The sequence below is a fragment of the Mycolicibacterium arenosum genome, from assembly GCF_024320865.1.
In the GTDB taxonomy this organism is placed as follows: domain Bacteria; phylum Actinomycetota; class Actinomycetes; order Mycobacteriales; family Mycobacteriaceae; genus Mycobacterium; species Mycobacterium arenosum.
In genome coordinates this window covers 20,644-43,658 of record NZ_JANDBD010000019.1, presented here as the reverse complement: position 1 = coordinate 43,658, position 23,015 = coordinate 20,644, and the positions used below count along the sequence as shown (strand labels likewise).

Below are 23,015 nucleotides of genomic sequence, written 5' to 3'. Positions count from 1 at the left end.
AGACTACATTCGCGCGCATGCCAGCAGATCTGACACCGGAAGTCGTCGACCGCCTCACCTCCGATCACTACGGCTGGCTCACCACCGTCGCTTCATCAACAGCGTGAACCTCGACTCCGACGGGCAGGGCGGCGGCATCGTCGTCATCGGCGGTGAGGCCGACGGAGGGCTGAGAACGACAACGACCCCGACGCCGCGTGGCGCCGGGGTCAGTCGTGGTGTGAATGTCAGTCGTCGACGTTGACCTGGAGGCCGCCGACGCGGAAGCCGAAACCGTCGTCGCTGATGCGCGCGCCGTCGCCGTTGGCGTTGCCGAAGGCCACGCCGTTCTCGCCGACCGCCAAGCCGCCGCCGTTGCCGTCTTCGAAGAAGATGCCGCTGTCGGCCGACGCCGGCGCGGCGGCCAGGGTGGCCAGCACGGGGGCGCCGAGCAGCAGGCCACCCGCGAGGGCGGCGCCGACGATGGTCTTGCGGATGCTGTTCATGGTGTTCTCACTCTCGGTGGTTGTGTTCCGGTGTCGTCCGGGTTGAGAGAACCTTCGCAACCGCGCCTTGGCACATCCTCAACAACTTCTTGGCGACCCCGCGCACAGCGGTAGGCCCTCTCCGCGGGGATGTTCGGAGAGGGCCTACCGGTCTGTGGGGTTACCGGTTCTGCAGGTTCGCGACGTGCTGCGGGCCGTGGTGTGCCGCCCACCCGGGCTGCTGGGTGGCGGCCGGGGTGGCCGTCGTCTGCGGGCTGTAGCTGTAACCGGGGCCGGTCGGGGCCTGGGTCTGCGCGCTGGCCATACCGGCCAGGCCGAGGGCGGCGCCACCGAGGATGCCTGCGGAGACGACGGGCAGGGCGAGGAGGCGGGTGAGCTTGGTCATTTCGTGAATCCTTCTGTGTGAGTTCGCTTTTACCTGCTTGCCGCCGGTGTGTTCCGGCGATGAGACAACTATGTCGCGAACCCGCGACGACGTATGTCGGGCAGCCGGTGGAGGCACCGGATGAAACCCGTGTCCACCGATTGGTGGACACCGGTGCGCTCTCGCGTTGAGAGCGAGGCGGGGCACGTAGGCTTTCGCGTTCGAGTCATCAGGCTTGCCGGCGGCTGCCCCCATCAGCGCTAGGGCAAGCGGCAAGCGGCCGTGGACCGGCAGTGCTGGCGCTAGGTGCCGAAGATGCGATCCCCGGCGTCGCCCAGGCCGGGAACGATGTAGCCGTGTTCGTTGAGCTCCCGGTCGACGGCGGCGGCGTACACCGGAACGTCCGGGTGGGCCTCCTGCATCGCGGCCAGGCCTTCGGGACAGGTGAGCAGACACACGAACTTAATCGACCGCGGTGCGCACTCCTTGAGCCGGTCCACCGCCGCGATGGCGGTGTGCCCGGTCGCGAGCATCGGATCGACCACCACGACGTCGCGCTCCTGGAGATCTTTGGGCACCTTGAAGTAGTACTCCACGGCAACAAGCGTTTTCGGGTCTCGATAGATCCCGATATGGCCGACGCGCGCGCTGGGCACGACGCTGAGCATGCCGTCGAGGATGCCGTTTCCGGCCCGCAGGATGGAGACGAACACCAGCTTCTTGCCGTCGATGAGCTGTCCGGTCATCGTCTCCAGCGGCGTCTCGATCTGCACCTCGTGGAGCGGGATGTCCCGCAGCACCTCGTAGGCCATCAACGCCGACAGCTCTTCGACGAGGCGGCGGAAGGTGTTGGTGGAGGCGTCCTTACGACGCATCGTGTTGAGCTTGTGCTGAACCAGGGGGTGATCGATGACGTGCACGCCGGACATGGGTTCCTCTCGAGTGTTCAGAAGACGGTGCCGTCGCTGACGACGGTCAGGGGCGGCACGCCGCCGCGCGCCCGCTGCGCCAGGAGTCGGCCCGCCGCCCAGGTGCCGCCCTCGAGCACACACGCCAGCGGCATCGCCTCGGCGTCGACGCCCAGGCGATCGCGTACCAGGACCGCGAGTTCGTCCAGCAGCGCGACGGTCAGCGCGCGCCACTCGACTACCAGCTCGTCGGCCGGCGTCCAGGAGCGGCCCGCCCACCCCTGGTTCCGCAGCCGCAGCACGCCGGAGTCCAGCAGCAGGCCGCCGTTGCGATACTCGGGCAGTCCGGTCAGCGCGTCGAGGCCCTGCACATCCACCCCGGCCCAGTGGAACGGCTCGAGCAGCGAGTAGGTCAGCCACTGGGACAGCTTGTGGAACGGCATCCAACCGCGCGTCGCGCCGCGGCCCGGCACGGCGTCGTGGCGCCAGCAGTCGCCGAGTGGTTGCCCGTCGATCCCGTTGTCCGCCAACCAGATTCCCGAGAGCGTCGACAGCAGCGCCGACAGGATGTCGTGGGCCTGCACGCTCGTCGCGCCGGTCCGCGTCACCAGGGCGTCGTACATCCCGCCCGGCCGCGCGCTCGACCCGAACACGTCCCGGCGGTCCGCCAGCGCCGACCCGAGCCTGCGCAGCAGGGCGACCCGCCCCTCGAAGCCGACGAGCGGATTGCCGGGACCGACCTGGAAGGCGTGCGCCAGCCGATCGGCGTCCAGGTCGATCAGGCCGTCGGCGTCGACCCGCAGCGGCTGGTCGGGATCGGACGAGAACACTCCGGTGGTGAAGGCGTGCCAACTCGCGACGCCGAGCCCCTCGGACCGGGTGAAGTCCAGACTCGTGCCGGTCTCCCGGTAGCGCCAGTCCGGGCCCGAACCCGCGTCGAGCAGGACGCTGACGACGGCGAGGTCGATCCACGTGCGGGCCCGCTCCGCGGCATCGAGGCCGGACAGGTCCAGGTCCGCGGTGCGATCCACCCCGCCGGCTTCGAAGTGCCGCCACCGGCTGTGGAACGGGATCACGAGGTCGGGGAAGCGCGTCGCGGTGAGGTCGGCCACGGTGGCCGCCGCACCGGGCAACGCGTCGTCGACGACGGTGAACCACTCCGACTCGTCGCCGCGGGCGCGCGCGAGCAGGTACTCCGCTCGGCTGCGGATCTCGGCCGTGGTGCGGAGGTCGTCGACCGCGGAGGCCGAGACCAGGCTCACCGCAGATCCCGGCCGACGGTGCTCCGCAGCTGATCGGCGTCCGGGATCGGACCGGGCGTGAAGTACCCGGCGGCGGTCTTCGCGTCGATCTCGACGCGCGCGTCCGCCGGGATCAGCTCGTCGGGCAGGTTGACCCGCTCGCCCACCTCGATGCCCGACCCGGTGATCGCGTCGTACTTCATGTTGCTCATCGACACCAACCGGTGGATCTTCGTGATGCCCAACCAGTGCAGCACGTCCGGCATCAGCTCCTGGAAACGCATGTCCTGAACTCCCGCAACACATTCGGTGCGGGCGAAGTACTGATCGGCGGTGTCCCCTCCCACCTGACGCTTGCGCGCGTTGTAGACGAGGAACTTCGTCACCTCACCGAGTGCCCGACCCTCCTTGCGCGAGTACGCGACCAGGCCGACGCCACCGCGCTGGGCCCCGGCGATGCACTCCTCTATCGCGTGCGTCAGGTACGGCCGGCAGGTGCAGATGTCGGAGCCGAAGACGTCCGATCCGTTGCACTCGTCGTGCACTCGTGCGGTCAACTCCACGGCAGGGTCGGCGAGCTTGTGCGGGTCGCCGAAGATGTAGACGGTCTGGCCGCCGATCGGCGGTAGGAACACCTCCAGGTCGCCGCGCGTGACCAGTTCCGGGTACATGCCGCCGGTCTCCTCGAACAGCACCCGGCGCAGATCGGACTCCGAGCAGCCGAAGCGGGCCGCCACCCCCGGCAGGTGCCACACCGGTTCGATCGCCGCCTTCGTGACGACCGCCGCTCCGGAATCGACGAGCACGCGGCCGTCCGGGCGAAGCCGCCCCTTCTGCACCGCCTCGATGATCTCGGGCAACAGCACGTGGGCCTTGGTCACCGCGATCGTCGGGCGAATGTCCTGGCCGTCGGCCAGTTCGGTGGCGAACACGTCGGCGACGGCGGCACCCCAGGGGTCGAGGCTGACGATGGCCTGCGGGTCGCCCCACTGCGCATACGGGCCGACGACGTCGGTCGGAGCGGTGTTGGTGAGGTCCGCGCGATGCTCGCGCGACAACGCTCCCGCGGCGACGGCCAGCGCCCGGTAGACGCTGTACGAGCCCGAGTGGGTGCCGATGGCGTTGCGGTGCAGACGGTTGCTCGTGGTGGCGATCACCGGGCCGCGCTCAGCGGCGGTCGCGGCCCCCCAGTTGACGGCGTGCACGGCCGTGACGGGGTGCGACGTCAGCCGGATGTGCGGCGATGGTCGACCCGGTACGGATCCGTCTGCTCTGGCGGTCATACCTAGATGATCCCCCACCAGCAACGGTTCGTGCCCGGCGACGACAACGCCCGCCCCTCGTCGAGGGGCGGGCGCGTGGTCGGTGGGCAGCTGTGGTGTCAGTCGTCGAGGTTGAGCTGCAGGCCGCCGACGCGGAAGCCGAAGCCGTCGTCGGTGATGACCGCGCCGTCGCCGTTGCCGTTGCCGAAGGCCACGCTGTCGTCGCCGATCGCGAAGCCGCCGCCGTTGCCGTCCTGGAAGACGATGCCGCTGTCGGCAGAGGCGGGTGCGGCGGCCAGCGTCGCCAGAACGGGGGCGCCGAGGAGCAGACCGCCGGCGAGGGCGGCTCCGACGATGGACTTGCGGATGCTGTTCACGATGTTCTCACTTTCGGTGGTTGTGTTCCGGTGGTGTCCGGGTTGAGAGAACCTTCGCAACCGCGCCTTGGCGCATCCTCAACAACTTCTTGGCGTCGCAGTCTCGCTCACTGGCTACGGCCGTCGATCCAGTTCGCTTCGCTCACTGGAAGTCACGCGACCTGGATGCCACCCTCATGTCGATGGGGCTCATCCGATCGGCGGCCACCGTAACCGCGCCGGTGGCGTTCTGCACGATGCCGCGGATCACCAGCGCCGACGCCGTCTGCGCCAGCTTGCGGTGTCGCGCCCACACGCCACGCGAGCACATCACGTTGACCATGCCCGTCTCGTCCTCGAGGTTCATGAACGTCACACCCTGCGCGGTGGCCGGCCGCTGCCGGTGAGTCACCGCACCGGCAACCAGGACTCGCGTTCCATCCGGCACCGACAGCAGCTGATCAGCCGGCACGATTCCCATCTCGTCGAGCTTCTCGCGCAGGAACTGAGTCGGATAGCTGTCCGGGGACACCCCCGTCGCCCAGACGTCGGCGGCGGCCAGTTCCAACTCGGTCATGCCGGGAAGGACGGGCACGTGGGACGACGCACCGACACCGAGCAGTCGGTCGGGCCGCTGGGTCGCCGCCGCGCCCGCCGCCCACAGCGCCTCGCGTCGCGCCGTTCCGAAGCAGCCCAGCGCGCCCGCCGTCGCCAGCGCCTCGGTCTGCGGCACGGACAGCTGCACGCGGTCGGCCAGATCCAGCAGATCGGCGAAGGGCCCGTTGACTTCTCGGTCGTCGACGATCCGCTCGGCCAACTCCTGACCGATGTGGCGCACAGAGCCCAGCCCCAATCGAACCTGAGTACCGGCGTCCTCCAGCGTGGCGTGCGGCAGGCTGGCGTTCACGTCCGGCCCGTGCACGACGACACCGTGCCGCCGAGCATCGGCCACCAGCGACTGCGGCGAGTAGAACCCCATCGGCTGCGCCCGCAGCAGCGCCGCGCAGAACACCGCCGGGTGGTGCAACTTGAACCACGACGAGTAGAACACCAGCGACGCGAAGCTCAGCGAATGACTCTCGGGGAAGCCGAAATTGGCGAACGCCTCCAACTTCTCGTAGATCCGGTCGGCCACGTCGCCGACGATGCCGTGGCGCGCCCGCATGCCGTCGTAGAACCGGCCTCGCAGTCTGCGCATCTTCTCGGTGGATCGCTTGGAGCCCATCGCGCGGCGCAGCTGGTCGGCCTCGGCCCCGCTGAACCCGGCGCAGTCGACGGCCAGCTGCATCAGCTGCTCCTGAAACAGCGGGATCCCCAGCGTCTTCCGCAGTGCGGACTCCATCGACGGGTGATCGTAGGTGACGGGCTCCTCACCGTTGCGGCGTCGGATGTACGGGTGCACCGACCCGCCCTGGATGGGGCCGGGCCGGATGAGCGCCACCTCGACCACCAGGTCGTAGAACACCCGCGGCTTGAGCCGGGGAAGCGTCGCCATCTGCGCGCGTGACTCCACCTGGAACACTCCGACGGAGTCGGCGCGCTGCAGCATCTCGTACACGGCGGCTTCGGACAGGTCCAGCTTGGACAGGTCGACGTCGATGCCCTTGTGCTCGGCGATCAGGTCGATGCAGTAGTGCAGCGCCGACAGCATGCCGAGCCCCAACAGGTCGAACTTCACCAAACCGATTGCCGCGCAGTCGTCCTTGTCCCACTGCAGCACGCTGCGGTTCTCCATGCGCGCCCACTCCACCGGGCAGACGTCGGCGATCGGCCGGTCGCAGATGACCATCCCGCCGGAGTGGATGCCCATGTGCCGAGGCAGGTTCTTGACCTGCAGCGCCAGGTCGATGACCGATTCCGGGATGTCCTCGACGTCGGGCGAATCGGGCAGCCCGTTCCAGCGGCTGATGTGCTTGCTCCACGCGTCCTGCTGGCCCTGTGAGAACCCGAGGGCGCGGGCCATGTCGCGCACCGCGCTGCGGCCGCGGTAGGTGATGACGTTGGCGACCTGCGCGGCGTAGTCGCGACCGTACTTGTCGTAGACGTACTGGATGGCGTTCTCGCGCAGATCCGATTCGATGTCGATGTCGATGTCGGGCGGCCCGTCGCGAGCCGGCGACAGGAACCGTTCGAACAGCAGCTCGTTGGCGATCGGGTCGACGTTGGTGACACCGAGTGCGTAGCAGACCGCGGAGTTGGCCGCCGAACCCCTGCCCTGCGAGAGGATGCCGTGCTCCTTGCAGAACCGGGTGATGTCGTGCACCACCAGGAAGTAGCCGGGGAAGTTCAACTGGGCGATGATCTTCAGCTCGTGCTCGATCTGGCTGTACGCCTTCGGCGCCCGTCCCGGTGGCCCGTACCTGTCACGGGCACCCGTCATCACCAGGTGCCGCAGCCAGCTGTTCTCGGTGTGCCCGTCCGGCACCGTGAACGGCGGCAGCTGCGGGGCGATCAGCGCCAGCCCGAACGCGCACTGCTCCCCCAGTTCGGCTGCCGCCGTGACGATCTCGGGTCGATGCGCGAAGATCCGGGCCATCTCCTCCCCGGAGCGCAGATGCGAGCCGCCCAGCGGCGCCAGCCAGCCGGCGGCCTCGTCCATGGAGTTGCGGGCCCGGATGGCGCCCATCGCCATGGCGAGCCTGCTCCTCGCCGGTTCGGCGAAGTGCGCGGCGGTGGTGGCGACGACGTTCACACCGAACCGCGGCGCCAACGCGGCGAGGGCGGCGTTGACCTCGTCGTCGCGTGGGTGACCGTGGTGGGTCAGTTCGACGCTGACGCGGTTCGCCCCGAACCGGTCCACCAGCTCGCCGAGCGCTCGCTCCGCAGCCTCGGGCCCGCCGTCCGAAAGCGCCTGTCGCACATGACCTTTACGGCAACTCGTGAGGATCTGCCAGTGCCCTCCCGCAGCTTCGGTCAGCGCGTCGAAGTCGTAGCGCGGCTTACCCTTCTCCCCGCCTGCCAGATGCGCCGCCGAGATCTGGCGCGACAGCCTGCGATACCCCTCCGGGCCGCGGGCCAGCACCAGCAGATGGGGACCCGGCGGGTCGGGATCCTCGGTACGCGGCTTGTTGCCGAGCGAGAGTTCGGCCCCGAACACGGTGGCGACGTCGAGTTCCTTGGCCGCCTCGGCGAACCGCACCACTCCGTAGAGCCCGTCGTGATCGGTCAGCGCGATGGCGCGCAGGTCGAGCCGGGCCGCCTCCTCGACCAGTTCCTCGGGCGTGCTGGCGCCGTCGAGGAAGCTGTAGGCCGAGTGCGCGTGAAGTTCGGCGTACGGGACCGACGACCTCCCCCGCCTCCCGACGGGCTCGTAGGCCCCGCGCTTGCGCGACCAGGCCGGACTGTCACCACCGTCACCCGTGGGCTCGGCGATCGGCAGACCGGCACGGCGCGGCTTGCTGGTGAGGACGCGGTTCATCTCCGTCCACGTCGACGGCCCGTCGTTCCAACCCACCCCGTGAATCTAATCGAACATGCGTTCGAGCACCAGGGGGAGGGCCGGCCGCGATGAGTAATCGGAGCCCCGTCGGTCTACCCACCATCTACCCCATCCGAGGAGGCCTGAATGACTGCACCCGCCCTACCGCCCGTCGTCGACAACGACACCTGGCGCGCCCAACTCGACGATCTGCGCGCACGGGAGAAGGCCGCCACCCGAGAACTCGACGCGATCGCCGCGCAACGTCGTCGGCTCCCGATGGTCGAGATGCCCGATTACACGCTCGTCGGCGAGAACGGGCCCGTGACGCTGGCCGACGTCTTCGAGGGCAAGGACCAGCTGATCGTCTACAACCACATGTGGAACGACGGCGCCGAGTGGCAGTGCGGCGGTTGCACCGGCTTCACGTCGCAGTTCACCCGACTGGAGTTCCTCGACAACTACGACGCGCGGTTCGTCATCGTCACCAACGGGCCGATCGACGAGGCGCTGGCCTACAAGCGCAAGGTCGGCAACAAGATGGACTGGTACTCGTCGGCCGACAGCAGCTTCGGCGCCGACGTCGGGGCCGCGCCGGGAACCGGCTTCGCCGTCAACGTCTTCCTTCGGGACGGCGAAAAGGTCTATCGCACCTGGCACACCGACGGCCGTGGCACCGAGCAGCTCAGCCACAGCTTCGCGCTCATCGACCTCCTCCCCTACGGCCGCCAGGAGGAGTGGCAGGACTCGCCGGACGGCTGGCCGCAGTCGCCGACGTACTCCAAGTGGACCGACTCACCCGACATCGCCGCCGCCTACGGAGAAGGAGCCAACGCATGACCACCGCGACCGAGGAGCGCTACGTCGTCACCCGCACGATCCCGGCCAGCCCGGCCAACGTGTTCGCGGTACTCGCCGACCCGACGCGGCACAAGGACACCGAACCCGGCGACTGGGTGCGCGACGCCGTCGACGCCGCCCCCATCACCCACGTGGGCCAGATGTTCGCCGTCAACATGTATCTCGATCTGGCCGGCGGCCATTACGTCATGCACAACCTGGTCACCGAGTTCGACCAGGACAGGACCATCGCATGGCTGCCGGGTCGGCTCGACGAGTCGGGCGAGCACTCACCAGGCGGTTGGTGGTGGCGCTACGACCTGACCCCCAACGGGGACGACACCGACGTGACCATGACCTACGACTGGAGCGACACCAGCCAGGAGTTCCGCGACAGCGTCGGCGTGCCGGTGTTCGAACCCGACTTCATCGAGCAGTCGCTGGCGAGCCTGGAGCGTACGGTCGCGTAATGCCGCGTCTGCTGTGCCTCGTCGTGTCCGCCGTGCTCACCATTGCGCTGGCACCACCCGCGGCGGCGCAGCCGGACGGCGTCATGACGGTGACTCTGGTGCGGCACGGGGAATCCGAGGCCAACGTCGCGGGCATCGTCGCGACCGCGGTTCCGGGGCCGCCGCTCACCGCGCTCGGCGAGCAGCAGGCCAAGGCCGCCGGTGTCCTGCACAGCGACCCGGTGCCCGACGCCGTGTTCGCGTCCCCGCTGCTGCGCACCCGGCAGACCGCGCAGTATCTCGCTGACGAGGTCGGTGAGCCGGTGCAGATCCAGGACGGGCTGCGCGAGGTGGAGGGCGGCGAGTTCGAGGGCCTCCCAGTGGATCGGGCGGTGGGGTATCTGGACGCCGTCCAGGCGTGGACGCGCGGCGATCGCACCGCTCGCATCCCCGGCTCCATCGACGGCGACGAACTCGACGAGCGGTTCGACGCCGCACTCGGTGCGATCCGCTCGGGCGGTTACACGAAACCCGTCGTCTACTCGCACGGCGGCGCGATCGTGGCATGGACGTTGATGAACGTCCACAACCCTCCTGTCGAGATCACGGGTCTCGACAACACCGGGTACGTCGTGGTGCGCGGCAACCCGACGACCGGCTGGACGCTAGTGGACTGGGTCGACCGGCCCTGACCCGGCGCCCAGCAGTTCCTCGACACGCTTCGCCGCGGTGTGGCCGGGCGCGACGCCGTCGACGACGGCGACGTCCGACGCCGCGTGCAGCGTGCGCAGCGGCAGGATGCGCTGATACGCGGGTGAGGCGTACCAGCCGTCGGCCGCCGCGCGATCCGGGAATCGGATGATCACCACGTCGCCGGCCCAGTCGCCCTCCACAGCCGTGAGATCGCCGCCGTGCACGATGAACTCGCCACCGAAGGGTTCCAGCGTGGCGTCGATCTCACGCATGTAGCGCACGACGTCGGCACCGAAGTCGACGTCGCGCAGGACGGCCACCGCGTAGGCGGGCACGGATTCGAACATGATCCGAGCATCGGCCCACGCCCGTCCGAACACAATTACCGGACGGGTAAGTCGATCAGTCGACGTACTCGCACGCGCCGTCCTCGAGCACCAGGCGTGCGTTGGAACCGTCGACTTCGGCTGCCTCCGTGCGGAATACGGCATGACCCGGTTCGGTGCGCCACACCGACGTCGTCAGCGTCTCGCCGGGGAACACCGGCGAGGTGAAACGCGCGCCGACGGCCCGGATCCGGGTGGCGTCCCCGCCGCCGAGTTCGGACACCAGCACCCGGCCCGCGACTCCGTAGGTGCAGAGCCCGTGCAGGATGGGCTTCGGGAACCCTGCGAGGTTCTGCGCGAACCACGGGTCGCTGTGCAGCGGGTTGCGATCGCCGGAGAGTCGGTAGATCAGCGGCTGATCCACCGTGGTGGGCAACGCCACCTTCGCGTCGGGCTCCCGGTCGGGGATCTCCGGCGCGGCAGCGCGCTCACCCGGTTGGCCGCCGAAGCCGCCCTCGCCGCGGATCACGGCGGTCGACCACGTCTCGGCGATCACGTTGCCGTCGTCGTCGGTACCGGTGCCCTTGAACACCAGGATGGCGTTCTTGCCCTCGCCCTTGTCCTGGATGTCGACGACCTCGGAGCTGACGTTCAGCTTGCCCGCTGGCGGCAGCGGGGCGTGCAGCCGGATGCGCTGACTGCCGTGCAGCAGCATGCCGAAGTTGAAGCTGCCCACCTCCCCGACCGCACCCCAGGCGCCGCAGCAGATCACGGCGTAGGTGGGCAGCACCTGCTGCTCGATGTCGTGACTGTTCTCGGTGGTGAACGCGAGATCAGCGGTGCCCGCGCCGACGCCCAGCGCGTAGAGCAGCGTCTCGCGATCGGTCCACTCGAACGGTTGCGGCGCGGTCTTCGCGCCGATGGCGTTGGGGTTGATCGGCATTGGTCGCTCCCTGTCCAGGCGTGGCGTGGTCGGTTCGGACGATAGCGCGCCGCGGAATTGACGCGCAGAGCACCTGCCGAGGTGTCTTAGATTGGATCGACGACTGCCAGGGTGGGAGAGATACGCGATGGATCCGCAGGGCCGGCCTTACGACGACGACAGGACGGTGCCCAGGGCGCCCGTGCCTCCGCCACCGGCGCAGGTACCCGGTGGGTGGCAGCCGCCCGCCCCGCCCGCCAAGCCCCCGCAGAACAGGTGGATGTGGGTGATGATCGCGGCTACCGTCGTGATCGTCATCGCGTCGGTCGTCGTCGTCGTGGTGTCGACCACCGGCGGTGACGATTCGACCACCACCGCGTCGACGTCGACCACTCAGCCGAGCACTACGACGAAGGCCGGCGTGCCGAAGACGTCGACACCGAAGACGACCGAGGCGCCCCCACCCCCGGCCACCCCGGTCGCACCCGACGCCGTCATGGGCTTCCTGCTCAGCGCACCCGAGGTCGCCTCGGTGTATTCGGTGCCCGCGCTCATCGAGAAGAACTCGGGCACCGACCCGATCGGCGGCGACTCGCCGATTCCGCTGGAGTGCCGCAGTGCGTGGGCACCCGCCCACAAGGAGACCTACGATCCCACCGGGTTCACGGGTGTCGCCCGCAAGACGATCGGCGATGATCCCCCGACCGGCAGGGGGGTTGTCGAGGCGGTCGTGGCGTATCCCGACGCCGCGGCGGCCACCGCGGCGCGCGATCGGGTGGTGGCCGCGTGGCGGAACTGCCAGAACATCGACTTCACCGAGAAGCTCGGCGGCCGCGACCACGATTGGAAGACGGGCGTGGTCGGCAACAACGACGGCGTGAACATCCTGCTGCTCTTCTCCCAATCGCCACCCGGCGCGCCGCCGACCTCCGACAACCCGAACTGCCAGCGGGCCATCACCGTCGAGCGCAATGTCGTCGTCGACGCGCTCGGGTGCGGTCCGGGAACCGGGAACCAGGGGTTCACCGTCGCCCGCGACATCGCGCGGAAGGTCGCGGCTGCGCCGTAACCGATCACGTCACACCCTGTTGACGAACGCCCTGAACAGGGCGAGCATGACTCGCATGCGCTATGTCGTTACCGGCGGTACCGGGTTTATCGGTCGCCGCGTCATCACCCGTTTACTGACCCGAGCCGGCGATCAGGAGGTCCACGTCCTGGTGCGCCGCGATTCGCTCGCCCGGTTCGAAAGACTCGCGAGCGAGTGGGGCGATCGAGCCAAGCCGCTGGTCGGCGACTTGACTGCGCCCGGCCTCGGGCTCAGCGACGAGACCGTCGCCGAGCTGGGGGACGTCGACCACGTCGTGCACTGCGGCGCGATCTACGACATCACCGCCGACGGCCCAGACGATGAAGCCGCAGCGCGGAGAGCCAACGTCGACGGCACCCGCGCGGTGATCGACCTCGCCAAGCGGCTCGACGCGACACTGCACCACGTGTCGTCCATCGCGGTGGCGGGCACCTTCCCCGGCGAGTTCACCGAGGACGACTTCGACGTCGCGCAGGAGCTGCCGACGCCTTACCACCGCACGAAGTTCGAGGCCGAGTTGCTGGTGCGGCAGGCGACGGGGCTGCGGACCCGGATCTACCGCGCCGCCGTCGTGGTCGGCGATTCGGTGACCGGCGAGATGGACAAGATCGACGGGCCGTACTACTTCTTCGGCATCCTGGCCAGGCTCGCCCGGCTGCCCAAACTCACGCCGATCGTGCTGCCGGACACCGGGCGCACCAACATCGTGCCGGTGGACTATGTGACCGAGTCGTTGACTCATCTCATGCACGTCGACGGTCGCGACGGTCAGACCTTCCACCTCGTCGCACCCAAGACCATCGGCCTGCGGGGCATCTACCGCGGCGTCGCGCGCGAGGCCGGGTTGCCGCCGTTGCGGGGCACCCTGCCCGCCGCCACCGCGACACCGTTCCTGAAGGTGACCGGCCGGGCCAAGGTGCTGCGCGACATGGCGGCGACGCAACTCGGCATTCCCGCCGAGATCCTCGACGTCGTCGACCTGGCCCCGACGTTCACCTCGGACAACGCTCGAGAAGCGCTGCGCGGCAGTGGAATCGACGTGCCCGAGTTCGCCTCGTACGCGCCGAAGCTCTGGCGGTACTGGGCCGCGCACCTGGACCCGGACCGGGCGCGACGCGACGACTCGGAGGGCCCACTGGTCGGCCGTCACGTGATCATCACCGGCGCCTCCAGCGGGATCGGGCGCGCGTCGGCGGTGGCCGTAGCCGAACGCGGCGGCGTGGTGTTCGCGCTGGCCCGCAACGCCGAGGCCCTCGACGAACTGATCGCCGAGATCCGCGGATTCGGCGGGGCCGCATACGCTTTCACCTGTGACGTGACCGACTCGGCGTCGGTGGAGCACACCGTGAAGGACATCCTCGGCCAGTTCGGGCACGTCGACTACCTGGTCAACAACGCGGGCCGGTCGATCCGCCGGTCGGTGTCGGCGTCGACCGACCGGTTGCACGACTACGAGCGCGTCATGGCCGTCAACTACTTCGGGTCCGTCCGCATGGTGCTCGCGCTCCTGCCGCACTGGCGCGAGCGCCGCTTCGGCCACGTCGTCAACGTGTCCAGCGCGGGCGTGCAGGCGAGCAGCCCCAAGTACAGCGCCTACATTCCCAGCAAGGCGGCGCTCGACGCGTTCGCCGAAGTCGTCGGCACCGAGACGCTGTCGGACCACATCACGTTCACCAGCATCCACATGCCGCTGGTGAAGACGCCGATGATCGCGCCGTCGCGAAAGCTGAACCCGATGCCCGCGATCAGTCCCGAGCACGCCGCCGCGATGGTGGTGCGCGGCCTGGTCGAGAAGCCGGCCCGCATCGACACCCCGGTCGGCACGCTGGCCGACATCGGCATGTACTTCGTGCCGAAGGTGTCGCGCCGCGTGCTGCATCAGCTGTACCTGGGTTATCCCGATTCGGCCGCGGCCCGCGGAATCGAACCCGGCGAGCCCTCAGTCGACTCACCGGCCCGACGGCCGAAACGCCCGGCCCGCGCCACCGCGGTGAAACTGCGGGTGCCACGGCCCGTCAAGCAGGCCGTGCGACTCGTGCCCGGCGTGCACTGGTGATACTTATCGGGTGACCGTGACAGTCCCCGTGTTCGCCGACGTCGACACCGGAGTCGACGACGCGATGGCGCTGGCCTATCTGCTGGCCAGCGAGGACGCCCGGCTCGTCGGCGTGGCCTCGACGGCGGGCAACGTCCCCGTCGACGTGGTGTGCTCCAACAACCTCGGCTTGCTCGCGCTGTGCGGCGCCGCGGACATCCCGGTGTCGAGGGGATCGGACCGGCCGTTGGCGATTCCGCTGAGGACGGCCGAGGACACCCACGGCCCCCTGGGACTCGGCTACGCCAGCCTGCCCGACGCGGGGAGCGAGCTCACGTCGTACGACGCGGCCGAGGCGTGGGTGCGCGCCGCACGTGAACACCGCGGCGAACTGGTGGGGTTGGCCACCGGTCCGCTCACCAATCTGGCGCTGGCCATCCGGGAGGAGCCCGCGCTGCCGCGAATGCTGCACCGGCTGGTGATCATGGGCGGCGCGTTCAACTACGGGGGCAACACCACGCCGGTCTCCGAGTGGAACGTGTCGGTCGATCCCGAGGCGGCCGCGGAGGTGTTCCGGGTGTGGGGCGCGGCGTGGGGGCTCGAACAGCCCACGCACCTGCCGATCGTCCTCGGGCTCAACCTCACCGAGAACGCCGCGATGACGCCGTCGATCCTCAGCCGACTGGCCGCCGCGGCGGGGTCGGCGACCACGCCGATGAGCGTCCTCGACGACAGGGGCACCCGGTCGGCGGCGGCCAACCCGCTGATCCGGGTGCTCGAGGACGCCATGCGCTTCTACTTCGAGTTCCACTTCGACCAGGGCGAGGGCTACCTGGCGCATCTGCACGACCCGCTCGCGGCCGCCGTCGCCCTCGATCCCGATCTGGTGCGTTACCGCCGCGCCCCGATCGACGTCGAGCTGACCGGCACGCTGACCCGCGGCATGACCGTGGCCGACTGGCGCGGGACCTGGGGCAAACCACCGAACGCGCACGTCGGCGTCGAGGTCGACCCGGATGCCTTCTTCGACAGGTTCATCGAGCGGGTCGGCCCCTTCGCCGCCGGCCTGGCCTAGTCGTCTTCTAGTCGTCCGTGACCGTGAGCGTCACGTCGATGTTGCCGCGGGTCGCGTTCGAGTAGGGGCACACCTGATGCGCCTTCTCGGTGAGCGCCTGCGCGGTGTCGTGATCCAGGTTGGGCAGCGTCACCTCGAGCTCCACCGCAAGGCCGAAGCCGCCGGTGTCGAGCTGACCGAGCGAAACCCGCGCTCCAACAGCGGAATCCGAGACGTCGGCCTTCTCCGCGCGGGCGACGAGTCGCAGCGCGGAGTGGAAACAGGCGGCGTAGCCGACCGCGAACAGCTGCTCGGGGTTGGTCCCCTCGCCGCTGCCGCCGAGCTCCGTGGGCGTGGCGAGGTCCAGGTCGAGCTTGCCGTCGGAGGTCCGACCGTGGCCGTCGCGGCCCTCGCCGGTGGCCAGCGCTTCGGCGGTGTAGAGCGTCTTCACGTGAGTTCCCTTTCAGTGGATGCGTCGAGCGCATCGGTGAGTTGGCGGACCGCATCGCGCAGGTCCGCCGCTTGCTTCTCGGTGATTCCGGTGGCTGCGCCGAGCCGTCCGGGAATGCACTGAGCCTTCTCCTCGAGGCGGCGCCCGGCCGCGGTGAGGGTGACCTCGACGACGCGTTCGTCGTCACGCGAGCGGACACGCCGCACCAATCCGTTGACCTCGAGCCGCTTCACCAGCGGCGACAACGTGCCGGAGTCGAGGTGCAGCCGCTCGCCGAGCCGGCGGACGGTGACACCGTCCCGCTCCTCCCACAGCACCAGCATGACGAGGTACTGCGGATAGGTCAGGTCGAGTTCGGCCAGGATCGGTCGGTAGGCGGCCGTCATCGCCCGCGACGCCGAGTACAGGGCGAAGCAGAGCTGACTGTCGATGCCCACTGTTGCCACGAGTCGACGGTAACCGATTATTTGATTGTGCACAACTGAGTTGTGCTCGTTCTATTCGTACGCCCCCTCGATGTACCACCTGCGCTGCCGGTAGCAGAGCAGCAGCGCGCGCCCGCCGGCTCGCTCGTCACCGCTCAGCAGCACCTGCGCTCGCGCGGTCCGGCCGCCCGCCGATCCCGCGTCCCACCACCTCTCATCCACCGGCCACGGCCCGGCCCACCAACTCAGCCCGCCACTCGTCCGATCGCCCTTCAGCCGCGCGGGCTCGGCGGTGAACAGTCCCCGGCCGGTGACCCGCACCGGATTCCCGTCGACGTCGAGCAGGTCGACGGGATCGTCGAGCAGCACGCTGGGGGACGGTTCGGGCAGCTGCCCCGGCCAGGGTTGGCCGGGATCGGCACGCGGCACCGGCTCGTCGCCGAGCGGCGTCAGGGTGATGCGCTCGGCAGGTCCACGACCACCGCTGAGCACCGGCACCTGAACCGCCTCCGGCCCCAACAGACCCTGCACCCGCACCAGGGCACGGCGTGCGCGCAGCCGATCCTCGTCACCGGACGAACCCCACAGCGGCAGCTGCAGCGCCGCGGCCGACACCACTTCGACCGGGTGCAGGCTCAGCATCGTGATGGGCGCGCTCGGCCGGTCGTCGCTGCGGCGCCGGTTGAGCCATCCGTCCAGCTGCCATCGCACCCGGTCCGCGGTGGCGTCCTCGGTCAGCGGTTCGGCACAGCGCCAAACCCGTTGCAGCTCCTCACCGTTGGCGGTGACGGCGCGGATGGCCAACCGGGTGCAGCCGACGCCCGCCGACTCCAGGCTGCGATGCAGCTCCCCCGCCAGCGAACGGCCCGCGAACGCCGCGGCGTCGACCCGGTCCACCGGAGGGTCGCAGTTCATCACGGCGTCGAGTTCGGCGGGCGGCTCCCGGCCCGACGGCCCACGCGCGGGCTCACCCCTGGCGAACCGGTGCGCGACGACGGCATCGGCGCCGAATCGCGACGCCACGTCCGACCGGAGCAGTTCGGCGAACTGTCCGATGGTACGAATACCCATGCGCCACAACAGGTCCGCTAGCTCCCCGCGCCCCGGAGCGGCCAGGCTGGGCTCGGTGGCGAGCTGCCTGATGGACAGCCCCGACAGGAACGCCGCATCCGCTCCCGGTTCCACGATGCGCCCCGCGCGGGCGGCGAACACCGCGGTGGACAGTTGATCGGCGATCCCGACCTGGCATTCGGCACCCGCTGCGGCCACCGCGTCGACGAGCCGTTCGGCAGCGGCCTGCTCCGAGCCGAAGTAGCGGGCGGCACCGCGTACGGACACCACCAGGAGACCGGGTCGCAGCACCTCGGCCCGTGGCACGACGTCGTCCACCGCGACCGTCACGCCCTCGAAGTGCCGGGCGTCGCGTGCGGGATCGGCTGTGACGACGTGCAACCGGGGGCATCGGGCTTGCGCCTCCCGACGCCGCAGCCCGCGCCGCACCCCGACCGAGCGCGCGGCGGCCGAGCACGCGACGACGCGGTTGGCCAGCGTGACCGCTACCGGCGCGGTGGCGGGCAACCCCGCGGCGGTGGCCGCCGCGACGGCCGGCCAGTCCATGCACCACACGGCCAACACACCCGCGCCGTTCGACCGAGCGGACACCTCATTCGCCCACTGCGCGAACGCCGCCGGCGAGCCGGCCGTCGGCCCTGTCGGCGAGCCTGCCCCTCGCCCTGGTGTCCAACCGCACCCGGCCGATACGTCCGCACCCCGGTGTCGGCGCTCCGGAGCCGGCCCCGACGACGTCGTAGCCGCTGACCCGCGCATCCAGCCGGATGGCCGCGCCAGGCCAGTCGCCACCGGCGACCAGAAGAGTGCACCCCTTCTGCCTGGCGCGTGCCGTCACCGCCCTGGCGCGGGTGGGCGCAACCGAGCGCGCGCTCAGGCCGAGCACCACGAGGTCCATTCCGTCCATCAGAACGGCGGCCACTTCGACCGGGTCGGCACCCGGATCCGGCACGACCGCAACCCGACTCAGATCCGCACCCATTTCGACGGCCGCCAGCAGACCCACGTCGGGCTGCCCGACGATGGCCGCGTGACCGCCTGCCGACGTCACCGCGGCCACCAACTGCAGCAGCAACGAACGCGCACCCGACACCACCGCGACCGAGCCGCGCGGCAACGCGCCGGATAGGGTCTGCGCCAGAGAATCCGGCAGCGGCAGCAAAGTCTCCGAGTCGGGAAGCGCGGCGTTCGAAGGGGTTGCGGTGGCGCTCCCCCGGAACGATGCGCCCACCGATCCGGACCCCTTGCCGGACATTCCGGCTATCCTGCGACGCAGGTGTTCCACCTGTTCAGCGCGGTGCGACCGGGCCTGTTCCAGGTTCATCGCCGCTGTCACAGCAGCACCTCCCGCATCATTCGAAACACCGCCACATTCGAACATCTGTTCGATAAGACGAGTAAACACTCGGCCTCCGACAACCGTCAAGCGGAACCGGCGGGCAGAAGCGCGCGAGCCGGGGAATCGGCGCGGTCCACGACGCTTCTGCCTGCGGCGAACCGACTGGCTAATGCTGTGCACCGCCTTAACCGGTGGGATAAGGTGCTGATCACCAGAACCCGCTTCGGAATGGGGCTGATGTACGTCCCTGGGCGTGCGGAATCGCTTGCGATTCACCGAAGAACCGTTCGCTACTCGGGGATAGTTAAAGGACTGAATCATGAAGTCGAATCGTCTGGGCCGTCGCATCGCAGCTGTCGTCGGTGGTGGCGCAATCATCGCCATGGTCGGACTGACCGCGGCGTGCGGCACGGAGGAAGAGAAGGCTCCGGAAACCTCGACCACGCCGTCGTCGACGTCCGAGGTCACGCCGACCGAGAAGTCGATCAACCCCACGGGTGGAAACCTGTTCACCCCCACGGTCAAGGCACCGCCGGCGCCGACCGCCATTCCCGGCGACAACTGACGTCGAGCCGTCCGGGGAGTACGCCACCTGACCAGGTGCTCGGACTCCCCGGACAGCGCGTTCCACTGACATGGTTCGGCGTTACACGTCAACCGTGACCACACACGGTGAACGCACCTTCTCCGTGCACTGGCTGCTGGCACTCGTAATGGCCGCGGTCCTGGTTCTGGCCGCCGATCTCCGACTCACGCCGGAGCAACCCGATCGGATCACCGGGCCCTTCGCGTCGCTGCTGGCCGCTTCCACGGATCTCGGTCCCGCACAGGGCGAACAGGTCCAACTGACCGCCACCCTGGCGCGCACCGACCGACCGTCGGGCCTGCAGTCCTGGGCGGGCGCCGTGGGATTGACCGTGCAGTGGCGGGCGGGCGACGACTGGGCCGTCATCGAGGGGAATCCCGACGCCGTCGCGAAGGCCCTCGGCGTCGAGATCCACGACTACCGCGGCAAGCTCGGCCAGGAGTTCTACGCGTCTCCGCAACAACCCGAAGTGCCGGACGAACTGCACGCGGAGGTGCGCGAGCTCGGTCGAATCCTCAGTTACACACCGCATCACGAGTCACGCCCCGCCGATATTCCGACGGAGGTGCCGAACGGCGGGCTGAGCCCCACCGCGCTGATCAACGCCTACAACGCCACGAACCTCGCGAAGGACGGCTACACCGGTAAGGGCCAGACGATCGTGATCTTCGCGTTCAACGGCTTCGATCAGGCCGATCTCGACACGTACGCCACCACATCCGGGCTCCCCACGTTCACCCCGACCGTCGTCGGCGACGAGTTACCCAGGCCGTACGGCGAGACGACCATGGATCTTCAAGTCGCCCACGCCATCGCGCCCGATGCGCGCAAGATCGTCGTCAACGCCCGTCCCACCGTCGAGGGCGGGGGCGCATACGTCAAGATCGGAAAACTGCTCGAGGATACCGAGCAGCAGTTCCCCGGTGCGGTGTGGAGCTTCTCGATCGGCTGGGGCTGCGACAAGCTGATCACGGCCGCCGATCTCGCGCCCGTGCGGTCCGCCCTGCGCGACGCCCACCGAAGCGGCACAACGGCTTTCGATGCGAGCGGCGATCTCGCGGGTTTCGAATGCAAGGGCGGCGACAACTGGGACTCCCCACCGAGCGCGAACGACATCGGCCTGGACTCGGTGGCCTCGCTTCCCGAGATGACCAACGTCGGCGGCACGACGTTGTCCACCGACGCCAACGGCCGATGGCTCTCCGAACAGTCGTGGTTCGACATCCCCCTCACCCAGGGCACCGGCGGTGGAGTCTCGGCGCTGTTCGACCGCCCGCCCTGGCAGGACGAAGCATCCGACAGCATCGCCGCGGACCGGCACAACGGCAACCGCTTGACCCCCGACATCGCAGCGGTGGCCGACCCCTTCACCGGTATCCGGATCATCCACGACGGCCAGGAGGGCGTCGGCGGCGGTACGTCCATGTCCGCGCCGATCTGGGCGGGATTCGCCGCGATGATGAACCAGTACCTGCTCGCCAACGGCGGACGGTTGATCGGCGATCTGAATCCGATGCTGTACGGCATCGCCCAGGGCGCGCCGCTTCCCGCGTTCCGCGACGTCACGCTGGGCGGCAACGCCGTCGACGACGCGGGTCCCGGTTACGACCTGGTGACCGGCCTGGGCACCCCCGACGTCGACAACCTGGTCCGCAACATCCTTCTCATCCAGAGAGCAACCCGATGACCACCGACTCCGGAGCAACCGACGACGAGTTCCCGACCATGGAGTGCGCGCGGTGCGAAATGGCCGTCCCCGCAGGCGAATTCTGCGGGTGGTGCGGCGACTACCTGGACGACACCAAGAACAAGGGGCCGAAGTGGTTGCGAGCCAAGGCCTTCAGCGCCTCGCCCGGCGAGCACCTGCTGAGGCCGAACATCGGCAGTTCACTGTTCCCACATCTGCCGCCCGCGTCGCGCATCGTGTTCCTGATCGGACTCGGCCTCCTGCTGGCCGCGCTCGTCGGTGCCGCGCTGTTCCGCCTGCCAGCCGCACTGATCACGGTCGCCGCACTCGGCCTGCCGCTGCTGTTCCTCATCTACCTGCAGGAAGCCGACGTCCACCGCGACATCCCCTCCAGCACACTGATCTTGACGGCGGCCATCGGCATCGGACTCGGAGTCGGCTGGGTGCTGCTGACCGGCGCAGCGGTGGCCAGGTCCTACGGCGTTCCCCTCGGAGCGGGCATCACCGGCGGACGACTGCTCCGCGACGGGTTGGGGGTACCGGTCGGCGGGATGGTGCTGATGCTCGTCCCCGCGACGCTGGTGCGGCTGATCCGGCCCGGCCCCAGGGAGGCGCTCGACGGTTTCGCGCTCGGCGCGCTCGGCGCGTTGATGTTCACCGGCGCGGCGACGCTCACCCGGTTGGCGCCGCAGTTCTCCGTGGGCATGATCGCTCGGGCGCGGCCGATGGAGGGCTTGATCGTCGAGGCGGGCATTCGGGGGGTCGCCGTGCCGCTCACCGCGGCGTGCGTCGGAGGTCTCGTCGGCACCGCACTGTGGTTCACCCGACCTGCCGACCGTAAACAGCACGGCCGCAACTACATCCGCCTCGTACTGGCGGCGATGGCGTTCATCGTCATCGCGATGTACGCGCTGCTCGGCCTCGTCGACGTCGCGCGGGTGCCGCAGTTCCTGCAGCTGAGCGTGCACCTCACGATGACGGCGATCGCTCTGCTGGCGCTGCGCGTCGGCGTGCACCTGGCGCTGCTGCACGAGGATCACGGCGAAATGCACGAGCACGACCCGATCCTGTGCCCACACTGCGGTCACGTCGTACCGGACCTGGCGTTCTGCGTCGCCTGCGGCGCGTCCATTCACGCTGCGTCACGGTCGTCGCGACAACTCCGTCGCGACATCCGACCGGTGCGCATCGAAACCGGTGAGCCGTGAGCGCGCCGACGATCGAGGTTCCCGGCCACACCTACTTCTCGGGCACGTACGAGGCGCCCGAACTGAAGAAGACGTCGCAGCGCCACCTGATCGTCGTGTGGGTGCTCGCGATCGGCCTCGTTGCGGCGGGGTTGGTTTCGCTGTCGGGCGCACTGCAGAAGCCGTCGGCCCGATACATGTGCCCGCCGGACTGCGGGGCTCCTCCGATGGGCGAACCCGTCACGGCCAACCCGCGTTTCACGTCCGCCGACGGCGCCTTCTCGGTCTCGTACCCCGCCGAGGGCGCGGCGTACGCCATCACCACCGCGCCGGACAGCGTCACCGCCGATCTGCAGGCAGGAGACGGCGGCACCATGCGGTTGTTCGGGCAACCGGCCCGCGGCCGGACGCCGCAGCAGATCGCCACCGAACTCGTCAACAGCACGTTCCCCGACACGAAGACGGCCTACGAGATCCCCAACACGATGGTCGGCTATCACACCGGCTACGGCCTCGTCGCCGACTGCTGGCCGCAGGGCGCGACGGCGAGCTACTCCCGCATGCGGGTGATGGTCATGGTCGCGGTCAAGAACGACTTCGCGCTGATCGCGGGCGCGGTCGGGCCGTATCACGCCTTCAGTCCGGAGTTCGGATCCGGCAAGCCGTCGGGCGCCAACCTGCAACTCGCCCTCGACATGGGCAAGTACGTCAACAGCTTCGCCTGGCGCGGCGACCCCGCCCGCTGATCCCACCCCTCCCCCTCGCGCGAACGTTGGTTACCGACACGCGTCCGCGCGGTTTCGCGTGGCGGTAACCAACGTTCGGCGGG

General features: G+C 69.4%; 23 protein-coding genes and 1 pseudogene. 11 read left to right on the top strand and 13 right to left on the bottom strand.

Translation table 11 applies throughout. The features are described 5' to 3' along the window. Positions 1 to 17: 17 nt before the first annotated feature. Positions 18 to 160, top strand: a pseudogene (locus tag NM203_RS31630) (TIGR03667 family PPOX class F420-dependent oxidoreductase); the annotation flags it as partial. A gap of 67 nt (positions 161 to 227) precedes the next feature. Here the strand turns inward: NM203_RS31630 and NM203_RS31625 are convergent. The 7 genes from NM203_RS31625 to NM203_RS31595 form a co-directional block, all read right to left on the bottom strand. After that, entirely contained in the window at positions 228 to 485 is a 258-nt protein-coding gene (locus tag NM203_RS31625; protein WP_255064902.1) for a hypothetical protein, read from the bottom strand. Positions 486 to 645: 160 nt separating this feature from the next. Next, positions 646 to 870, bottom strand: coding sequence for a hypothetical protein (locus NM203_RS31620; protein WP_255064901.1), 225 nt, complete (start codon positions 868 to 870; stop codon positions 646 to 648). Positions 871 to 1,151: 281 nt separating this feature from the next. Continuing rightward, positions 1,152 to 1,778, bottom strand: coding sequence for a uracil phosphoribosyltransferase (upp, locus tag NM203_RS31615; protein WP_255064899.1), 627 nt, complete (start codon positions 1,776 to 1,778; stop codon positions 1,152 to 1,154). A gap of 17 nt (positions 1,779 to 1,795) precedes the next feature. Next, positions 1,796 to 3,019, bottom strand: a complete 1,224-nt coding sequence (locus NM203_RS31610; RefSeq protein WP_255064898.1) for a URC4/urg3 family protein — start codon at positions 3,017 to 3,019, stop codon at positions 1,796 to 1,798. Further along, positions 3,016 to 4,281: a GTP cyclohydrolase II gene (locus NM203_RS31605; RefSeq protein WP_255064897.1), complete on the bottom strand. Its 1,266-nt coding sequence runs from the start codon at positions 4,279 to 4,281 to the stop codon at positions 3,016 to 3,018. Before NM203_RS31605 ends, NM203_RS31610 begins: the two co-directional genes overlap by 4 nt. Before the next feature lie 98 nt (positions 4,282 to 4,379). Continuing rightward, positions 4,380 to 4,637 carry a hypothetical protein gene (locus tag NM203_RS31600; RefSeq protein WP_255064896.1) on the bottom strand — a complete coding sequence of 86 codons (258 nt, stop codon included), beginning with the start codon at positions 4,635 to 4,637 and terminating at the stop codon, positions 4,380 to 4,382. Positions 4,638 to 4,779: 142 nt separating this feature from the next. Continuing rightward, positions 4,780 to 8,070, bottom strand: coding sequence for an error-prone DNA polymerase (locus NM203_RS31595; RefSeq protein ID WP_255064894.1), 3,291 nt, complete (start codon positions 8,068 to 8,070; stop codon positions 4,780 to 4,782). Between the two features lie 111 nt (positions 8,071 to 8,181). Between NM203_RS31595 and NM203_RS31590 the strand changes: the two genes are divergently transcribed. Genes NM203_RS31590 through NM203_RS31580 form a run of 3 tightly spaced genes read left to right on the top strand, consistent with a single transcriptional unit; the run spans position 8,182 to position 10,015 of the window. Then, entirely contained in the window at positions 8,182 to 8,874 is a 693-nt protein-coding gene (locus tag NM203_RS31590; protein WP_255064893.1) for a DUF899 domain-containing protein, read from the top strand. Then, positions 8,871 to 9,344: an SRPBCC family protein gene (locus tag NM203_RS31585; RefSeq protein WP_255064891.1), complete on the top strand. Its 474-nt coding sequence runs from the start codon at positions 8,871 to 8,873 to the stop codon at positions 9,342 to 9,344. The genes NM203_RS31590 and NM203_RS31585 overlap by 4 nt, the downstream gene beginning before the upstream one ends. Then, the gene (locus NM203_RS31580) at positions 9,344 to 10,015 is read left to right on the top strand and encodes a histidine phosphatase family protein (RefSeq protein ID WP_255064890.1); all 672 of its coding nucleotides are present in this window, start codon (positions 9,344 to 9,346) and stop codon (positions 10,013 to 10,015) included. Before NM203_RS31585 ends, NM203_RS31580 begins: the two co-directional genes overlap by 1 nt. On the opposite strand, the gene NM203_RS31575 is transcribed toward NM203_RS31580, so the two are convergent. Both NM203_RS31575 and NM203_RS31570 read right to left on the bottom strand, forming a co-directional pair. Continuing rightward, on the bottom strand, positions 9,989 to 10,363 hold the full coding sequence (locus NM203_RS31575; protein ID WP_255064889.1) for a DUF1330 domain-containing protein: 375 nt from the start codon (positions 10,361 to 10,363) through the stop codon (positions 9,989 to 9,991). The genes NM203_RS31580 and NM203_RS31575 overlap by 27 nt on opposite strands. Before the next feature lie 55 nt (positions 10,364 to 10,418). Beyond that, entirely contained in the window at positions 10,419 to 11,285 is an 867-nt protein-coding gene (locus tag NM203_RS31570) for a MaoC family dehydratase (protein ID WP_255064888.1), read from the bottom strand. 127 nt (positions 11,286 to 11,412) lie between these two features. On the opposite strand from NM203_RS31570, the gene NM203_RS31565 reads away from it, so the two are divergent. Genes NM203_RS31565 through NM203_RS31555 form a run of 3 tightly spaced genes read left to right on the top strand, consistent with a single transcriptional unit; the run spans position 11,413 to position 15,464 of the window. Next, positions 11,413 to 12,333: a sensor domain-containing protein gene (locus tag NM203_RS31565; protein WP_255064887.1), complete on the top strand. Its 921-nt coding sequence runs from the start codon at positions 11,413 to 11,415 to the stop codon at positions 12,331 to 12,333. 55 nt (positions 12,334 to 12,388) lie between these two features. After that, entirely contained in the window at positions 12,389 to 14,410 is a 2,022-nt protein-coding gene (locus NM203_RS31560) for an SDR family oxidoreductase (RefSeq protein ID WP_255064886.1), read from the top strand. A gap of 16 nt (positions 14,411 to 14,426) precedes the next feature. Next, positions 14,427 to 15,464, top strand: coding sequence for a nucleoside hydrolase (locus tag NM203_RS31555; RefSeq protein WP_255065004.1), 1,038 nt, complete (start codon positions 14,427 to 14,429; stop codon positions 15,462 to 15,464). A 7-nt stretch (positions 15,465 to 15,471) separates the two neighbouring features. Here NM203_RS31555 and NM203_RS31550 read toward each other — a convergent pair whose 3' ends face one another. The 4 genes from NM203_RS31550 to NM203_RS31535 all read right to left on the bottom strand — a co-directional run bounded on the left by NM203_RS31550 (position 15,472) and on the right by NM203_RS31535 (position 18,723). Next, positions 15,472 to 15,894, bottom strand: a complete 423-nt coding sequence (locus NM203_RS31550; RefSeq protein WP_255064885.1) for an organic hydroperoxide resistance protein — start codon at positions 15,892 to 15,894, stop codon at positions 15,472 to 15,474. Next, positions 15,891 to 16,280 (bottom strand): MarR family winged helix-turn-helix transcriptional regulator, encoded by a 390-nt coding sequence (locus tag NM203_RS31545; RefSeq protein ID WP_303625511.1) that lies wholly within the window; start codon positions 16,278 to 16,280, stop codon positions 15,891 to 15,893. The genes NM203_RS31550 and NM203_RS31545 overlap by 4 nt, the downstream gene beginning before the upstream one ends. Before the next feature lie 111 nt (positions 16,281 to 16,391). Further along, positions 16,392 to 17,936 (bottom strand): DNA polymerase Y family protein, encoded by a 1,545-nt coding sequence (locus NM203_RS31540; protein ID WP_255065002.1) that lies wholly within the window; start codon positions 17,934 to 17,936, stop codon positions 16,392 to 16,394. Between the two features lie 46 nt (positions 17,937 to 17,982). Further along, positions 17,983 to 18,723, bottom strand: coding sequence for a DnaE2-dependent mutagenesis accessory factor ImuA' (locus NM203_RS31535; protein WP_408633444.1), 741 nt, complete (start codon positions 18,721 to 18,723; stop codon positions 17,983 to 17,985). 322 nt (positions 18,724 to 19,045) lie between these two features. Between NM203_RS31535 and NM203_RS31530 the strand changes: the two genes are divergently transcribed. From NM203_RS31530 to NM203_RS31515, 4 genes are all read left to right on the top strand, one after another. Continuing rightward, the gene (locus NM203_RS31530) at positions 19,046 to 19,291 is read left to right on the top strand and encodes a hypothetical protein (protein WP_255064883.1); all 246 of its coding nucleotides are present in this window, start codon (positions 19,046 to 19,048) and stop codon (positions 19,289 to 19,291) included. 148 nt (positions 19,292 to 19,439) lie between these two features. Then, on the top strand, positions 19,440 to 20,999 hold the full coding sequence (locus tag NM203_RS31525; protein ID WP_255064998.1) for a S53 family peptidase: 1,560 nt from the start codon (positions 19,440 to 19,442) through the stop codon (positions 20,997 to 20,999). After that, positions 20,996 to 22,207, top strand: coding sequence for a zinc ribbon domain-containing protein (locus NM203_RS31520; RefSeq protein ID WP_255064882.1), 1,212 nt, complete (start codon positions 20,996 to 20,998; stop codon positions 22,205 to 22,207). The genes NM203_RS31525 and NM203_RS31520 overlap by 4 nt, the downstream gene beginning before the upstream one ends. Beyond that, on the top strand, positions 22,204 to 22,932 hold the full coding sequence (locus tag NM203_RS31515) for a hypothetical protein (RefSeq protein WP_255064881.1): 729 nt from the start codon (positions 22,204 to 22,206) through the stop codon (positions 22,930 to 22,932). The genes NM203_RS31520 and NM203_RS31515 overlap by 4 nt, the downstream gene beginning before the upstream one ends. Positions 22,933 to 23,015: the final 83 nt, after the last annotated feature.

Bases quoted from the DNA above. Each gene is read 5' to 3' on its own strand.
- NM203_RS31625 (WP_255064902.1), bottom strand. From the start codon at position 485: ATGAACAGCATCCGCAAGACCATCGTCGGCGCCGCCCTCGCGGGTGGC.
- NM203_RS31620 (WP_255064901.1), bottom strand. From the start codon at position 870: ATGACCAAGCTCACCCGCCTCCTCGCCCTGCCCGTCGTCTCCGCAGGC.
- upp (WP_255064899.1), bottom strand. From the start codon at position 1,778: ATGTCCGGCGTGCACGTCATCGATCACCCCCTGGTTCAGCACAAGCTC.
- NM203_RS31605 (WP_255064897.1), bottom strand. From the start codon at position 4,281: ATGACCGCCAGAGCAGACGGATCCGTACCGGGTCGACCATCGCCGCAC.
- NM203_RS31590 (WP_255064893.1), top strand. From the start codon at position 8,182: ATGACTGCACCCGCCCTACCGCCCGTCGTCGACAACGACACCTGGCGC.
- NM203_RS31585 (WP_255064891.1), top strand. From the start codon at position 8,871: ATGACCACCGCGACCGAGGAGCGCTACGTCGTCACCCGCACGATCCCG.
- NM203_RS31580 (WP_255064890.1), top strand. From the start codon at position 9,344: ATGCCGCGTCTGCTGTGCCTCGTCGTGTCCGCCGTGCTCACCATTGCG.
- NM203_RS31575 (WP_255064889.1), bottom strand. From the start codon at position 10,363: ATGTTCGAATCCGTGCCCGCCTACGCGGTGGCCGTCCTGCGCGACGTC.
- NM203_RS31570 (WP_255064888.1), bottom strand. From the start codon at position 11,285: ATGCCGATCAACCCCAACGCCATCGGCGCGAAGACCGCGCCGCAACCG.
- NM203_RS31565 (WP_255064887.1), top strand. From the start codon at position 11,413: ATGGATCCGCAGGGCCGGCCTTACGACGACGACAGGACGGTGCCCAGG.
- NM203_RS31560 (WP_255064886.1), top strand. From the start codon at position 12,389: ATGCGCTATGTCGTTACCGGCGGTACCGGGTTTATCGGTCGCCGCGTC.
- NM203_RS31545 (WP_303625511.1), bottom strand. From the start codon at position 16,280: ATGACGGCCGCCTACCGACCGATCCTGGCCGAACTCGACCTGACCTAT.
- NM203_RS31540 (WP_255065002.1), bottom strand. From the start codon at position 17,936: ATGGACTGGCCGGCCGTCGCGGCGGCCACCGCCGCGGGGTTGCCCGCC.
- NM203_RS31530 (WP_255064883.1), top strand. From the start codon at position 19,046: ATGAAGTCGAATCGTCTGGGCCGTCGCATCGCAGCTGTCGTCGGTGGT.
- NM203_RS31525 (WP_255064998.1), top strand. From the start codon at position 19,440: ATGGCCGCGGTCCTGGTTCTGGCCGCCGATCTCCGACTCACGCCGGAG.
- NM203_RS31520 (WP_255064882.1), top strand. From the start codon at position 20,996: ATGACCACCGACTCCGGAGCAACCGACGACGAGTTCCCGACCATGGAG.